Origin of the sequence: Streptomyces sp. NPDC059582, assembly GCF_042735715.1 — a bacterium.
In the GTDB taxonomy this organism is placed as follows: Bacteria; Actinomycetota; Actinomycetes; order Streptomycetales; family Streptomycetaceae; genus Streptomyces.
In genome coordinates, this window is sequence record NZ_JBHWCC010000014.1 from 110664 (window position 1) to 125567 (window position 14904).

Genomic DNA, 14904 nt, shown 5'->3' on the forward strand with positions numbered 1-14904 from the left:
GGAGAGCCATCCCATGGGAGCGCACATGGAGGCGGAGGCGGACCGGCGGTACTGGAGCCGTGTACTGGCCGCCGGTGGATCCACCGCGGTGCCGCGGTGGGTGCGAGAACCGGTCACGGGAGTCGCCGAGCACGAGACGGCGGTTCCGGACGACGTGACGGACGCGGTACGTGAGCTGGCCCGCGCCTGGCAGGTGCCGGTGAGCTCGGTGCTGCTGGCCGCGCACGCCAAGGTCCTCGCCGTGCTGTCGGCCGAGCCGGACGTGGTGACGGGTTATGCCGCAGGGACGGGCGCCGGTCCGCTGCCGTGCCGGCTGACCGTCACCCCCGGGTCCTGGCGCGAGCTCGCGCTCAACGCGCACCGCGCAGAGACCGAACTGCTGGCCCACCGGGACTTCCCCGTCGGCGAGCTGCGCCGGGAACTGGGGACGACGGGACCGTCGTACGAGATCGTGTTCGACCCGGCGGACGCCGAGGACGGCCTGGCCGGGGACACGGTGCTCGTCGTGGGCTGGAGCGACCGGGACACGGGCCCGGTGCTACGGCTGCGGTATCGCACCGAGGCGCTGGACACCGGGTCCGCGGCCCGGATCGGTGGTTACCACCTCGCCGCGCTGCGGCTGCTGGCGACCGACGCGGACGCCGAGCACGCACGACAGAGCCTGCTGGCGGACGAGGAGGTGCGCCACCAGCTCGACGGGCTGGCCGGCCCCAGCCGCGAGCTGCCGCAGGCCCGGATGCACGAGCTGTTCGAGCAGCGGGCGCACGCGCATCCGGACGCGGTGGCCGCCGTGCACGGCGACCGCGAGTGGACGTACCGGGAACTCAACGCCCGCGCGAACCGGCTGGCGCGAGCCCTGCTGGCGCGCGGGCTCGGCCGGGAAGACGTGGTCGGGGTGGTCACCGAACGCCATCTCGACTGGCTGGCCTCGGTGTTGGCTGTGTTCAAGGCCGGCGGCGTGTATCTGCCGATCGAGCCGCACTTCCCCGCGGGACGCATCGCCGCGACCCTGTCGCGCGCCGGATGCCGGCTCGTGCTGACCGAGTCCGGCAGCACCGAGACGCTCGACGAGGCCCTCGGCACCCTCGAGGGCGTCGAGCGGCTGCCGGTCGGGACGGCGTACGCGGAACAGGACGACGACACCGACGTCGGAGTACGGGTGTCCGCCGACCAGTTGGCCTACATCTACTTCACCTCCGGCTCCACCGGCGAGCCGAAGGGGGCGATGTGCGAGCACGCGGGCATGCTCAACCACCTCTACGCCAAGATCGACGACCTGGGGATCGGCGAGGGCCGGGTGGTGGCGCAGACCGCCCCGCAGTGTTTCGACATCTCGCTGTGGCAGCTGGTGGCCGCACTCCTGGTGGGCGGACGGACCGTACTGGTCGGGCAGGACGTCGTGGTCGACGTGGAGCGCTTCGTCGACACCCTCGTCCGCGACCGGGTGGCAGTGGCTCAGGTCGTGCCCTCCTACCTGGAGGTGGTGGCCTCGTACCTGGAGCGGCACCCCCGCGAACTGCCGGACCTGACCTGTGTGTCGGTCACCGGGGAGGCGTTGAAGCGGGAACTGGTCCAGCGCTGGTTCACGATCCAGCCCGGGATCAAGCTCGTCAACGCGTACGGACTGACCGAGACCTCGGACGACACCAACCACGAGGTCATGGAAGAGGTGCCGGAACGCGTCCTGTTGGGGCGTCCCGTCAACAACGTACGGGTCCACGTCGTCGACGAGGACCTGTCGCTGGTGCCGTTGGGCGCACCCGGACTGATCGCGTTCTCCGGCGTCTGTGTGGGCCGCGGCTACGTCAACGATCCCGAACGCACCCGCGAGGCCTACCGTGACGATCCCTTCCGGCCCGGCGAGCGGCTCTACCTGGGAGGCGACTGGGGTCGCTGGCACCCCGACGGCAAGCTGGAGTTCCTCGGCCGCCGGGACAACCAGGTCAAGATCCGTGGATTCCGCATCGAGATCGGCGAGGTCGAGAACACCCTGCTGCGAGTGCCCGGGGTACGGGACGGCGCGGTGGTGGTCGCCGAACTGGCCGGCGGCAGCACGCACCTGATCGCCTTCTACAGCGGCCGCTGCCTGACGGCGGACGTGCTGCGCGAGGCGCTGGGCGCCGTACTGCCCGCCTACATGGTCCCCTCCGCGTTCCACTGGCAGGAGAGCCTGCCGCTGACCGCCAACGGAAAGATCGACAAGAAGGCCCTGACCGCGTCGGCCCAGCAGAGCGCCCCGACCGCGGACGGCGCCGCGGGGGAGGAGCGCAACGCCCCGCGCACCCCGACCGAACGGAAACTGGCGGGCGCGTGGGCCGAGTTGCTGGGCGTCCCCGAGCCCCACATCGGCCGGCACGACCACTTCTTCGACTCCGGCGGCACCTCGCTCTCGGCCGTGAAACTCACCCTCGCCCTGGACCGCGCGGTGTCCCTCAAGGACATCACCCGCCATCCGGTGCTCGCCGACCTCGCCGCGCTCCTCGACGGCGCGGCGCAGGAGCACCCGGGGCTGCTCCAGCCGCTGTCGGAGTCCGCCGGTACGCCGGAGTACGCCCTGGTGTGCTTCCCCTACGCGGGCGGCAACGCGGTCAACTTCCAGCCGATGGCCGGCGCCCTGGCGGGCAGCGGCCCCGCGGTCTACGCCGTCGACCTGCCCGGCCACGACCTGGCCGCCCGGCAGGAGCCGTTCGCGCCGATGACGCGTGTGGTGGAACAGGTCGTCGCCGAGATCACCGCACGCGGCCTGACCAGGGTCATGCTCTGGGGCCACTCCTCGGGCGCCGCGCCCGCCCTGGAGACGGCGAGAAGACTCCTGGACCGCGGGGTGGACGTCCCGCGGGTGTTCCTGGGCGCCCAGCTGCCGGGCACCGCCGCCGACCGGCGCGCGGCCGTCACCGAACTGACGGGCCGCGGCAACGCCGAGATCGCCGCACGGCTGAGCGCGGACGGCGGCTACACCGAGCTCGACGAGCTGAACGCGCAGCACGCCGAGCACATCGGTGCCGCCTACCGCAACGACTGCGTGGCCGCGCACCGCTACTTCGCCGAGGCCCTGGAGAACCCGCCCACGGCGAGACTGTCCGCGCCGGTCACCGTCGTCGTGGCGGCGGACGACCCGCACACGGCGGACTTCACCGACCACTACCGCGACTGGCAACTGCTGGCCGAGCAGGTGGACCTGTACGAACTCGCCGACGGCGGCCACTACTTCCCGCGCACCCGCCCGGCCGCCGCGGCCCAGGCGGTGCGGAAGTCCGCCGAACTGCCGGCCTCCCCCTGAGCCGCTTGCGCGGCAACCGAAAGGAAACCAGATGTCGTCCTCATCCCTGGCAGCCCTGCCCGAGGTGCAGCTGCGACCGGACACACCTCCGATCCTGCACGTCGACGCCCCCGCTGACGCGTCGCGGTGGGCGGCCCAGAACCGGGAGGCGCTGCGTGCCCGCGTCACCGAACACGGCGCGCTGCTCGTCCGGGGCCTGAAACTGCGGGACGCGGACCAGACCGCCGCCCTCTTCACGGGCCTGGCCGGCGACCTGATGACGGAGCGGGAGGCCTTCGCCCCCCGGCAGTCCTACGGCTCCGGCCTGTACTCCTCCTCCACCTGGCCGACCAACCAGCCGATGTGCATGCACCACGAGCTGAGCTACCGGCTGGAGACCCCGGGCCTGATGCTGTTCGCCTGCCTGACCGCGCCCGGCCAGGGCGGAGCGACCGCGGTGGCGGACGCGGAACGCGTGCTCCAGGCGCTGCCCGCCACGCTGAGCGAGCGCTTCGAACGCGAGGGCTGGCTGCTCACCCGCAGCTACAACGACGAGATCGGGGCCTCCCTGGAGGAGTCGTTCGGTACCGACGACCACGACGCCGTCGAGCGCTACTGCCGCGCCCAGGGCATCGACTTCGCCTGGCAGTCCGACGGATCCCTGCACACCCGACAGCGCCGCAGCGCGGTGGTGCGCCACCCGCTCACCGGCAGGCGCTGCTGGTTCAACCAGATCGCCTTCCTCAACGAGTGGACGCTGGCCCCGGAGGTGCGCGAGTACCTGGTGGACGTCTACGGCGAGGACGGACTGCCGTTCAACACCCGGTTCGGCGACGGCTCCCCGATCGGCGAGGACGTCGTCCGGGTCATCAACGCCACCTACGACGAGCACACCCGGCGCGAGCCCTGGCAGTCCGGCGACCTGATGCTCGTCGACAACGTGCGCAGCGCACACAGCAGAGAGGCCTACACCGGTGAGCGCGAGGTCCTGGTCGCCATGGCCGAGCCCCAGCGTCTGGCGGACTCCTGCCCGACCTCGGAGGCGAGCCAGCGATGACCACCCTGCCGTCCGCCGCCACGCGGACCACCACGCCCCGTTCCGCCCCGGTGCCGACCTTCGCGGTGATCTCCGGCGCGCAGGTGCAAGACGCCCTCGACGGCCGCGAACAACAGATCGTGGACCTCGTCGAGGCCACCTACCGGCTGCACGGCGCAGGCGACTCGGTCAACCCGCCGTCGTACTTCCTGCGCTTCCCCGACCGTCCCACCGCCCGGATCATCGCGCTGCCGGCCTCCATCGGCGGGCCGCAGCGGGTGGACGGCCTGAAGTGGATCTCCAGCTTCCCGGCCAACGTGAGCGCCGGGCTGCCCCGGGCCTCCGCGGTCCTGGTCCTCAACGACCACGACACCGGATACCCCTTCGCCTGCCTGGAGAGCTCCGTCATCAGCGCGACCAGGACCGCGGCGTCCGCCGCCCTGGCCGCCGACCGGCTCAGCCGGGGCCGGCCCCGCCCGACCCGTGTCGGTTTCGTCGGCACCGGCCTGATCGCCCGCTACATCCACACCTTCCTGGCCCGGACCGGCTGGACATTCGACGCCGTCGGCGTGCACGACCTGTCCGCGGACAGCGCCGCCGGCTTCTGCGGCTATCTCCAGCAGGACGGCGGCGCGGGACACGCCACCGAGGTGACGGTCCACGACAGCCCGGAGAAACTGATCCGCGCCAGCGACCTGGTGGTCTTCGCGACCGTCGCCGGCTCCCCGCACGTCACCGACCCGGCCTGGTTCGCGCACAACCCGCTGGTCCTGCACGTGTCCCTGCGCGACCTCGCCCCCGAGATCCTGCTCGCGTCGGCCAACGTCGTCGACGACGTCGAGCACTGTCTGAAGGCCGACACCTCACCCCACCTGGTCGAACAGCTCACCGGCAGCCGTGACTTCCTGGACGGCACGCTGGACGACGTCATGGCCGGACGGGTGACCCTGCCGACCGACCGGCCAGTGATCTTCTCGCCCTTCGGGCTCGGCGTCCTCGACCTCGCCGTCGGCAAGTTCGTCTACGACGAAGTGGCCCGGACGGGAGATCTCCGTCTGATCGACGACTTCTTCCACGACCTGCGCCGGTACGGCTGAAGCCACTTCCCTCAGCTCTGGTAACTGGAGGCCCACCGTGCCCGTCATTTCCGCTCCCTACGCCTTCAACGAAAGCGGGCTCTACGTCGACCTTCAGTCGATCTTCGGGCACGCCCTCTACCTGAAGTGCGAGGGCTTCAACTTCGCGGGCTCCATCAAGTTGAAGGCCGCGAACGAGATGGTGAGGCTTGCCGAGCGTGACGGGCTCCTGACGCAGGACTCGATTCTGGTCGAGTCCTCGTCCGGGAACCTGGGCGTGGCGCTCAGCATGATCGCCGCGAGCAAGGGATACCGGTTCCTGTGTGTGACGGACTCCCGCTGCAACCTGTCGACCAGACTGCTGATGGAGGCGCTGGGCAGCGAGGTGCACGTCGTCTCGGAGGTCGACCCCAAGGCCGGCGCCCTCGGCGCACGCATCGACTACGTCCGTGAGCTGTGCGCGTCCGACGAACGGTACGTGTGGCTCAGCCAGTACACCAATCCCGGCAACTGGCGGGCCCACTACCAGACGACGGGGCCGGAGATCGCGGGCCACTTCCCACGCCTCGACGTGCTCTTCGTCGGGGCGGGCACCACCGGCACCCTGATGGGCTGCGCGCGCTACTTCCGCGAGCGCCGCCCGTCGGTGCGGATCGTCGCCGTCGACGTCGTGGGCTCGGTGGCCTTCGGCGGCGAGCCGGGCCGCCGGATGATCCCCGGCCTGGGCATGAGCATGCGGCCGCCGCTGCTCGACGAGTCCTACGTGGACGAGGTCATCAGGGTCGAGGAGGCGGACACCATCCGCACCTGTCACCGGCTGGCCAGACGCGGGTTCCTGTTCGGCGGTTCCACGGGGACGGTGGTCAGCGGCGCCGTGGACTGGCTGAACCGGCACGACACCCCTGGCATCACCGCGGTGGGCATCGCTCCCGACCTCGGCGAGCGCTACCTCGACACCATGTACCAGACCAACTGGCTACGGGACCTGTACGGCGAACACATATTGGACTCCGAGCAGCAGACGACCGTCGGATCCCACGGCCCGAGCCCGCACCCCGGGCGAACGCCCGACCTCGGAAGCCGTGGGCACAACCCCTCCGACAGACCCTAGAACCCCGCTGCGACGACGAGGTGACGGCGGTACGTCGCCCTCAGCCGTTCGCACGGGACAAGACGTCGGTGACCTGCCGGCGGACCGCTTCCCGAGCGGTGGAGTCCAGCTCGCCGAGAGCCGTACGCGCCAGGGTCCGCACGACCTGGTCGGCGTCGGCGTCGACCGAGGTGCTCTCGCTGAGCACCTCGTAGCCGTCGCGCACGGCGACCCGAAGGAGATGTCGTCCCTCGGCGTCGGCGTGCACGGCGGTGGCGACGACCAGGGGCGGCGCTCCGCCCGCTTCGCCGGACATCTTGAGATACCCGCTGGCCACCGGTTCGTGCCAGTGGAGACTGAGCAAAAGGTGACGCTTCGCCACCACCTCGGCCAGGTCGGTCTCGTAGGGCTGGTCCGGTTCCAGCACCGTCGCCCGGGCGTCGAGGACGAGCGCGGCGGGCAGCAGGCAACGCAGTGTGCTGCCCACGAGGTTGCCGCCGACCGTCGCGGTCCGGCGGACGGCTCCGGTGCCCACCGTGGCGGCGGCCCGGCTCAGCACCTCCGGCACGCGGTCGTCGATCTGGTGCAGCAGCACGGCCGCGCCAAGCACTTCGCGCCCCACCGTGTTGGCCTCGGGCACGTTGCGCAGTGACATCGCCTGTTCGGGGAAGCCGTCCCGCTGCCAGGTGGCCCAGACGAGGGTCGCCCCGCCTATCGGGACGGCCCCCTCGGCCATGCATTCCTGAGCCTCGGACACGGACGTGGGCAGACGCAACAGCACGGTGGCCGACCTGCCTTCCTGGGACGTCGGGGACGGGCGCGGAACCCAGCCTCATGATCACTTACCTTGCGCATCCTGCCCCGGTACACGAGGGCGCATACAACCCCCACACTTTCGCCTTGGGCGCCCGCCGTCCATGGGTGCGCGACGGGGCGTGCGACTTCGCTGTCCTCGACGTCCTCCATGTCCCCGCGCGGCACGCGGGCCGCACCCGTGCCGGCCCTCCGGCTGCGATCCGACTCCATTGCGGCCACGCGGTGTTGGCGGCACACGACTTTTGTTCGGTCCGCGCCTTCCCGCATATCCTCCGGGCATGATCGACCAACGCACTGTCGAGGTCGGGGGCGTCCGGCTGGCCTACCAGGTGTCGGGGCGGTGCGATGCTCCGCCGCTCCTGCTGTTGCACGCACTGGGTGAGAACGCCACCTCCTGGGAGGCGCTCGTGCCCGCCCTCACCCGTGACAGACGGGTGTACGCCCTCGATCTGCGCGGTCACGGCCGGAGCGACTGGCCGGGGGAGTACTCGCTCGAACTCATGGTGGCCGACGTGCTCCGCTTCCTCGACGCCCGGGAACTCGGCCGAGTGGACCTGATCGGGCACTCCATGGGCGGGATCGTGGCCTACCTGCTCGCGGCGGAACATCCGCGGCGGGTCGGGCGGCTCGTCCTGGAGGACGTTCCGCCGCCGCGTCCCCGGGAGCCCGTCACCCCGGCCCGGCCGGACGGCGACCTGGCCTTCGACTGGGAGCTGGTCCCGGCCGTCAGGAGGCAGATCGACCTGCCCGACCCCGAGTGGCTGGAGCGTCTCGGTGCCATCACCGCCGAGACGCTCGTGCTGGCCGGCGGTCCGGACAGCCACGTTCCCCAGGACGGCGTCGCCGAGCTGGCCCGCCGCATCCCCGGCGGCCGTATGGTCACCATCCCGGTGGGACACCTGATCCACCAGGCGGCGCCGGAGGCGTTCGCGGAGGTGGTCACGGCGTTCCTGGGCCAGGCCCCGCACGGGGCCGGCCGGGTCCCCGGGCCGTGACCTCCACGCTCAGCCTCCGGCGCGGGCCTGGCGGGCCCAGTCCTCGATGACGGGTACGCAGGTCTCGGCGAAGCGGTCGTAGTCGGCGGGGGTGTTGTAGACGTGGGCCGACAGACGGAGGTAGCCGATGCCGTCGAAGCTGGTGAAGGCGGCTTCCGCGCCCAGCTCGACGGTGGCGCGGTCGCGCAGCGCGTCCGCCGCGACGCGGGTGGCGCCGAGCCCTTCGGGGAGCCGGACCAGGCGCATGCCCGGCACGGGCATGCCGACGTCGACGCGCTCCACCGGGCCCGCCGGGCCGGCGAACGAGTCGCCGATCACGCCGGCCCCGTAGTCGGCCAGCTCGTCCATGTACCGGCGGGCGGTCTCCCAGCCCCAAGTGCGTTCGACGAAGTCCAGTGCCGTCGGCGCCGCCAGGGGACCGGTGGCGTCGACCGTGCCCTGCTGGTCGAAGCGGTGAGGGAACGGCTCCGCCGCGCTCCAGGAGTCGATCAGCGGGTGAAGGTGTTCGCGCAGCGGGCCGCGGGCCACGAGCGCCGCCGTGCCGCGCGGTGCGCAGCCCCACTTGTGGAGGTTGCCGACCCAGGCGTCGCAGACCAGTCCCTCCAGCGGGGCGGGAAGGATGCCGGGGGCGTGCGCACCGTCCACGAGCAGGGTGACGCCGCGCCGGGCGAGCTCGGCTCCGATCCGCTCCACCGGCAGCCTGCGGGCGGTGGCCGAGGTGATCTGGTCCAGCACCACCAGCGCGCACCGGTCGTCGACCTCGTCCATGACCGCGCGGTACGCCTGCTCGGCGTCGGCCGCCAGCGGCACTCGGGCCGTACGCACCCGGCCGCCCCAGCGCCGGGCGAGGCGTTCGGCTCCCATGGTGACGGCGCCGTAGCCGTGATCGGTGACGACGATGTCCTGTCCGGGGCGCGCGGCCAGGGCCGCGTACACGACACTGGCACCCGCGCTGGCGTTCGGCACGAGTGCCAGGTCCGCGGCCTCGACCCGCAGGTGGCCGGCGATCTCGGCGCGGGTGGCGGCGAGCCGGTCGGGCAGCTGCGGGAACCAGACGACCGGAGCGCGCTCCATCTCGGCCCGCAGCTCGTTCTGCCGGTGCTGGGCGACCAGCGGGACGGCACCGAACGATCCGTGGTTGAGGTGGAGCATGCCGGGGTCGAGCGACCAGGCCGCGACGGCGGGCCGGCCGTCGCCCAGCAGCAGCGGGCGGGGCGCGGTGACGACCTCGGTCTCGCTCACGTGACTCCTCGTTCCTCGAAGCCCCTCGGGCCTGTGCGACTGTGACGGTGCCGGGATCCGGCCGCCGCCCGGCGGCGCTCGGATCGTCGGATCGTCGGATCGAGCACACGATACAGAGGACGATCCGGGGCCTCGCCGCACGGTCTCGTCGCCGGCGCGACGGATCGTGGCGGCCCCGGACAACCGCTGCCGGATCCCGGGCGGGGGCGCCGTGAGTGGGCCCCAGGGGCCCCTCCTGCTGGGCGCGCGTGATCGGGCCGGAGCTGGTTTGCTGGTGGTGGGGGTCGCCGTTTCCGATCCCGGAGAGATCCAGATGAGTAGCTATCGAGTCGCTCAGGTGGCCGCCGCCGGCGGGCCGTTCGAGATCGTCGAGCGCGAGGTGCCGCAACCCGGCCCACGCCATGTACGCATGGCGGTGGACGCCTGCGGGATCTGCCACAGCGACGCGTTCTTCGTGAGCGCCGGATTGCCCGGTCTGCGTTTCCCGCTGGTTCCCGGACACGAGATCGCGGGGCGGATCGAGGAGCTGGGCGAGGGAGCGCAGGAGTACGGCTGGCAGGTGGGCGACCGGGTGACGGTCGGCTGGTTCGGGGGCAGCTGCGGCCACTGCAAGCCCTGCAGGCAGGGCGACTTCGTCGTCTGCGTGAATCTCAAGGTCCCCGGGGCGGCGTACGACGGGGGCTATGCCGAGCAGGTGATCGCGCCGGTCGACGCCCTGGCCCGCATCCCGGACGCCCTGACGGCCAGTGACGCGGGCCCCATGGCCTGCGCGGGCGTGACCGTGTTCAACGGACTGCGGCGCAGCTCCGCCCGGCCGGGCGACCTGGTCGCGGTCCTCGGTATCGGCGGCCTCGGACACCTGGGGGTGCAGTACGCGGTCGCCATGGGGTTCGAGACGGTGGCGATCGCCCGCGGCCCGGGCAAGGCCGACTTCGCCAAGCAGCTCGGCGCCCACCACTACGTCGACAGCACGGCGGACACCACCGTCGCGGACGCACTCCGGTCACTCGGTGGTGCCAAGGCCGTCCTCGCCACCGCCGGCAGCTCCGACGCCATCGCGTCGACCGTGGAGGGGCTGTCGCCGCGTGGCGAACTGGTGGTCATCGGCGCGGATCCCGGACCGCTGGGGATCAGCCCGCTCCAGCTGCTCATGACCGGGAAGGTCGTCCGCGGCCACCCGTCCGGAACCGCGCAGGACGTGCAGGACACCATGGACTTCAGCGCCCTGCACGGGATCCGGCCGACGGTCGAGACGGTGCCGCTGAGCGAGGCCGACGCGGCGTTTCAGAAGATGCTGTCCGGCGGCGCCCGCTTCCGGATGGTGCTCACCACCCGCTGACCGACGCCCGTGTACGTCGTCACACAGACCGACGTCCCTGGATGCCGTCCCGCTCACCGACGTCCCTGGATGCCGTCCCGCTGACCGGTGGTGCCCGCGCTTGGTCCGGCGGACCCGCGCCCCCACGCCGTCGGCCCGGCGGCGTCTAGGCGGGGCGCTCCTGGGGAGTGTGCGGGCTCCGTACGGCGAGGGCCGCGATGTCGTCGTCGAGTCGTCCACCGCTGTGCTGGAGCAGCGCACTGTGCAGCCGGTCGAGCAGCTCGCGCGGCGCTGTCTGCTCCTGTTGCCGCATCCAGTCCGGCAGCGGGAAGAACCGTCCGCAGCGGTCCCGTGTCTCCGTCACGCCGTCGGTGTACAGCAGCAGCTGGTCGCCCGGGGCGAAGGGGACGGTGTCGACGTAGTAGTGGTCGCCGATGAGCGTCGCGAGGTTGAGCGGCGGCGAGGGGACGCTGGGCTCCAGGACGCGGACCTTCCGGTCGTGCACGAGCAGGGGCGGGGGGTGCCCGCAGTTGAGAATCCTGATGTGGCCGCCGCCGTGCGGGACCTCGGCGACGAGCGCGGTGGCGAACCGCTCGGCCAGGTCCTGGGTGTGGAACGCGGCGATGTGGCGGGTGATGCTGGTCTCCAGCCGATGGGCGATGCCCTTGAGGTCGGACTCCTCGTAGGCGGCCTCCCGGAAACAGCTGACCACGGCCGCGGCCGCCCCCACCGCGGACAGTCCCTTGCCGCGTACGTCGCCGATGAGCAGGCGGACCCCGTACGGGGTGCTGACCGCCTCGTAGAAATCGCCGCCGATCTGCGCCTCCGCCTGGGCGGCCAGGTACAGGGATGTGATCTCGATGCCCTCGATCCGCCGGGGCAGCGGGCGCATCAGCACCTTCTGGGCCACGTCGGCGACGAGCCGGATCTGGAAGAGCGTCTCCTCCCGCTGGAGCCGGACGTGGCTCGCGTACGCGGCCGCCAGGGTGACCGCGGCGATCGCGGCCACCGTGTAGGGAGTCCCCAGGTCGGGGTAGACGAGGCCCAGGCCGACCATCACGAGCAGGCAGCACGCCCCCAGCAGGATCGTGGGGATCACGGGCCACATGGCGGCGGCGAGGGCCGGCGCGGCCGGCAGAAGACGGCTGACGGCGATCTGCCGGGGAGTGGCGAACGCCAGGGCGGCGATCACGACGGTGACGATCACCGGCGCCAGCCGGGCGACGGCCCACCCGCCGGCGTGGGGAGGGCGACGGCGCCGTAGTCGCCCGGCAGGAATCATAGAGTAATAATATCGGGACAAGTCGGGCGATGATCGCTGATGAAGCAAGCAGCCCAAACACGTCGCCCCGGACTCGCGGACCGGTCAGGCGACCGGTCCGAAGGTGGCGTCGGTGCACACCCACCTGGTCCTCTGGGGTCCGACCGACCGCCGTACCGGCGTGCCCCACATGTCGTGGCCCGTCCGCTGGACGGCGCGCGGCGTGCTGTGGCCGAACCGGACGTCCCAGCCGCCGTCGCGGAGGATGAGCGAGACCGTGGCCGGCAGGTCGAGGTGCCAGAAGGCCCGCACGGGTGCCGCGAGGGCGTGCACGAGCGCCGCGCGGATCACGGACGATTCGACGATGGCCAGTGCTCCATGGGAGTCGGGTGGCAGGTGGCTCAGCCAGTGCGCGGTGCGCAGGCAGAGCTGGCGTATCGATTCGCCGCCGTGCGGCGTGGCGTCCGGGTCGGTGAGCCAGGCCGAGTACCCGTGGGGGTCGTCGGCCACGACGTCGGCCACCGTTCGGCCGTACCACCGGCCGTAGTCGAAGTCGCGCAGGGCGGGCTCGGGTGTGGCCTCGAGGCCCAGGGCGGCGGCGGTCCTGGCGCAGTGTGCGGACGGTCCCCGGACGGCGAGCGAGTAGGGCGGGAACCCCGGGCGGGGGGAGCCCGTCCGCCGCAGGCCGGTCTCACGGGGGGACGCGTCGCCGAAGACCCTCGGGGTCTCTCCGGCGGTCGCACTCAGAAACGTCAGACACGTCGTCATGGTCCCGACCTCCTCTTGGCAGGCGCCGGCGGCGCTCTCCCCGCGGGTGTCGTACGCCGCTCTCGCGACGGGCGGCACGGTCGACGGTGTGGCGTGCGTCATGTACTCCAGAGTCCGTGGGCGGGGTCGGTCGCGACCATCCGGCAGGTGTCCGGAACCACCCCCGCCGACTGGCTGGCCGCCGCCCGCGGGTCGGGCACCGGGCGGCGCCCGCCGCGACGTGGTACGAATCGGACAGTGGTCCGATGGCGAGTGGAGCACGGGTGATCCGGGTACTGGTGGTCGACGACGAGGCTCTGATCCGTATGGGCTTCCAGCGCATCCTCGACACCGCCGAAGGTATCGAGGTCGTCGCGGCGGTTCCCGGCGGCCAGGCACTGCGGACGGCGCAGGAGACGGCCCCCGACGTGGTCCTGCTGGACATCCGGATGCCGGACGTCGACGGACTCACCGTCCTGACCGAACTCCGCGGGCTCCCGAACCCTCCGGTGGTGGCCATGCTCACGACGTTCGACATGGACGAGTACGTGGCGACGGCACTCCGCTCGGGCGCCGCGGGCTTTCTGCTCAAGGACACCGACCCCGAAGAGCTGCCGTTCCTGGTGCGTTCCCTGGCCGACGGCGGCACCGTGCTGTCGTCCAAGGTGACCAGGACCGTGGTGGACGCCTACCTGGACGCCGGTCCGCAGGATCGTGACACCGGCGGTCTCGAACGGCTCACCGACCGTGAGCGTGACGTGCTCGTCCGCGTCGCCGAGGGACTGTCCAACGCCGAGATCGCCACGCGGATGCACCTGAGCACCGGCACGGTCAAGGACCACGTCAGCGCCATCCTCACCAAGCTGGAGGTGGGCGGCCGCGTCCAGGCCGCCCTGCTCGCCCAGCGGGCCGGCCTCCTCAAGGAGGAGGGAGGCACCCCCGGATGACTCGTCGCCGTCTGCCCACGCTGCTGCTGGACCTCGCGCTGCCGGTCGTGGTGTCGCTGTTCGACATCTGGGTGCACTGGACCGCGCACGAGGAGCTGCGCATGGTCTGTGCCCTCGGCGCCGCCTTCGCCCTGCTGTTGCGCCACCGCCGGCCGCTGCTCACCTTCCTCCTCACCATTCCGGCGGTCCTCCTCTCCGACGCGACCATCGCCACGCTGATCGCGCTGTACACACTCGCCTCGATCAGCCGTCACCGGGCTCTCCTGGCCGTCTGTGCCCTGGCCTTCACCCTGAGCGACATGACCTCGTGGCCCGCGCCGGATCTCGATCTGACGCAGGCGACCACGCTGATCACGCTCGGCTACACCGCGGCGACGGCGGCCGCGCCCGTCTTCCTCGGCCAGCTGGTCCAGACGCGCCGCGACCTGTCGCTGCGACTCGCCGAGATCTCCGAGGCCCGCGACCACGAGCAGCTGCTTACCGCCCAGGCCGTGCTGGCCAGGGAGCGGGCCCAGCTCGCCCGAGAGATGCACGACGTCGTCTCCCACCAGGTCAGCCTGATCGCGGTACGGGCCGGAGCGCTTCAGGTCGGCACCCAGGACCCGGAGGCCAAGGAGGCGGCCGGCACCATCCGGCGGCTCAGCGTCCAGACCCTCGACGAGCTGCGCCACATGGTCAGTGTCCTGCGCGCCTCCGGCGGGCGTCCCGCCGAGCTGACCCCGCAGCCCTCCCTGGCCGACCTCGAACAGCTGGTCGGCAGCAGCGGCATCGAGGCCAAGCTGACGACGGACCTGCCCGAGGGCCTGCAGCCGACCGTCCAGCGCGCCGTCTACCGCACGGTCCAGGAGGCGCTGACCAACACCCGTAAACACGCTCCCGGCGCCACCGCCACGGTGTGTGTCCACCACGAGGGCAGCGCCGTACGGGTCACCGTCACCAACACCGCACCCACCCGGCCCGCCCTGCCCCTGCCCAGCGCGCACTACGGGCTGGTCAGCCTGCGCCAGCGCGCCGAGCTCCTCGGCGGGACCGTCACCTCCGGTCCGACGGCCGACGGCGGCTACGAACTGCGGCTGGAACTCCCGGCGGCCGGCACGGCCGCCGGATAGCGCGAAAA

General features: G+C 72.1%; 12 protein-coding genes. 8 read left to right on the plus strand and 4 right to left on the minus strand.

All coding sequences use genetic code 11. The features are described 5' to 3' along the window. The first annotated feature begins 13 nt into the window (after nucleotides 1-13). The 4 genes from ACFV0T_RS15230 to sbnA are packed head-to-tail and all read left to right on the plus strand — an operon-like array spanning nucleotide 14 to nucleotide 6482. Entirely contained in the window at nucleotides 14-3280 is a 3267-nt protein-coding gene (locus ACFV0T_RS15230; RefSeq protein WP_385778535.1) for an amino acid adenylation domain-containing protein, read from the plus strand. 31 nt (nucleotides 3281-3311) lie between these two features. Next, nucleotides 3312-4316 carry a TauD/TfdA family dioxygenase gene (locus ACFV0T_RS15235; RefSeq protein WP_385778537.1) on the plus strand — a complete coding sequence of 335 codons (1005 nt, stop codon included), beginning with the start codon at nucleotides 3312-3314 and terminating at the stop codon, nucleotides 4314-4316. Further along, nucleotides 4313-5392 carry a 2,3-diaminopropionate biosynthesis protein SbnB gene (sbnB, locus tag ACFV0T_RS15240; RefSeq protein ID WP_385778539.1) on the plus strand — a complete coding sequence of 360 codons (1080 nt, stop codon included), beginning with the start codon at nucleotides 4313-4315 and terminating at the stop codon, nucleotides 5390-5392. Before ACFV0T_RS15235 ends, sbnB begins: the two co-directional genes overlap by 4 nt. Before the next feature lie 37 nt (nucleotides 5393-5429). Beyond that, the gene (gene sbnA, locus ACFV0T_RS15245; RefSeq protein WP_385778541.1) at nucleotides 5430-6482 is read left to right on the plus strand and encodes a 2,3-diaminopropionate biosynthesis protein SbnA; all 1053 of its coding nucleotides are present in this window, start codon (nucleotides 5430-5432) and stop codon (nucleotides 6480-6482) included. Nucleotides 6483-6522: 40 nt separating this feature from the next. Here sbnA and ACFV0T_RS15250 read toward each other — a convergent pair whose 3' ends face one another. Continuing rightward, on the minus strand, nucleotides 6523-7242 hold the full coding sequence (locus ACFV0T_RS15250) for an FAD binding domain-containing protein (protein ID WP_385778542.1): 720 nt from the start codon (nucleotides 7240-7242) through the stop codon (nucleotides 6523-6525). A gap of 313 nt (nucleotides 7243-7555) precedes the next feature. Between ACFV0T_RS15250 and ACFV0T_RS15255 the strand changes: the two genes are divergently transcribed. Beyond that, complete coding sequence (locus ACFV0T_RS15255) at nucleotides 7556-8272, plus strand: alpha/beta fold hydrolase (RefSeq protein ID WP_385778544.1); 717 nt, start codon at nucleotides 7556-7558, stop codon at nucleotides 8270-8272. Nucleotides 8273-8281: 9 nt separating this feature from the next. On the opposite strand, the gene ACFV0T_RS15260 is transcribed toward ACFV0T_RS15255, so the two are convergent. After that, nucleotides 8282-9514, minus strand: coding sequence for an aminotransferase class V-fold PLP-dependent enzyme (locus ACFV0T_RS15260; protein ID WP_385778546.1), 1233 nt, complete (start codon nucleotides 9512-9514; stop codon nucleotides 8282-8284). A 313-nt stretch (nucleotides 9515-9827) separates the two neighbouring features. On the opposite strand from ACFV0T_RS15260, the gene ACFV0T_RS15265 reads away from it, so the two are divergent. Further along, nucleotides 9828-10853, plus strand: coding sequence for an alcohol dehydrogenase (locus ACFV0T_RS15265; RefSeq protein ID WP_385778548.1), 1026 nt, complete (start codon nucleotides 9828-9830; stop codon nucleotides 10851-10853). A 145-nt stretch (nucleotides 10854-10998) separates the two neighbouring features. Here ACFV0T_RS15265 and ACFV0T_RS15270 read toward each other — a convergent pair whose 3' ends face one another. Both ACFV0T_RS15270 and ACFV0T_RS15275 read right to left on the minus strand, forming a co-directional pair. Continuing rightward, nucleotides 10999-12114, minus strand: a complete 1116-nt coding sequence (locus tag ACFV0T_RS15270; protein WP_385778550.1) for a PP2C family protein-serine/threonine phosphatase — start codon at nucleotides 12112-12114, stop codon at nucleotides 10999-11001. An 84-nt stretch (nucleotides 12115-12198) separates the two neighbouring features. Continuing rightward, nucleotides 12199-12963, minus strand: coding sequence for a histidine phosphatase family protein (locus tag ACFV0T_RS15275; protein ID WP_385778552.1), 765 nt, complete (start codon nucleotides 12961-12963; stop codon nucleotides 12199-12201). Nucleotides 12964-13124: 161 nt separating this feature from the next. Here ACFV0T_RS15275 and ACFV0T_RS15280 point away from each other — a divergent pair, with 161 nt between their 5' ends. After that, nucleotides 13125-13787 (plus strand): response regulator, encoded by a 663-nt coding sequence (locus tag ACFV0T_RS15280; protein ID WP_385778584.1) that lies wholly within the window; start codon nucleotides 13125-13127, stop codon nucleotides 13785-13787. Further along, nucleotides 13784-14896: a sensor histidine kinase gene (locus ACFV0T_RS15285; protein WP_385778554.1), complete on the plus strand. Its 1113-nt coding sequence runs from the start codon at nucleotides 13784-13786 to the stop codon at nucleotides 14894-14896. The genes ACFV0T_RS15280 and ACFV0T_RS15285 overlap by 4 nt, the downstream gene beginning before the upstream one ends. Nucleotides 14897-14904 lie beyond the last annotated feature (8 nt).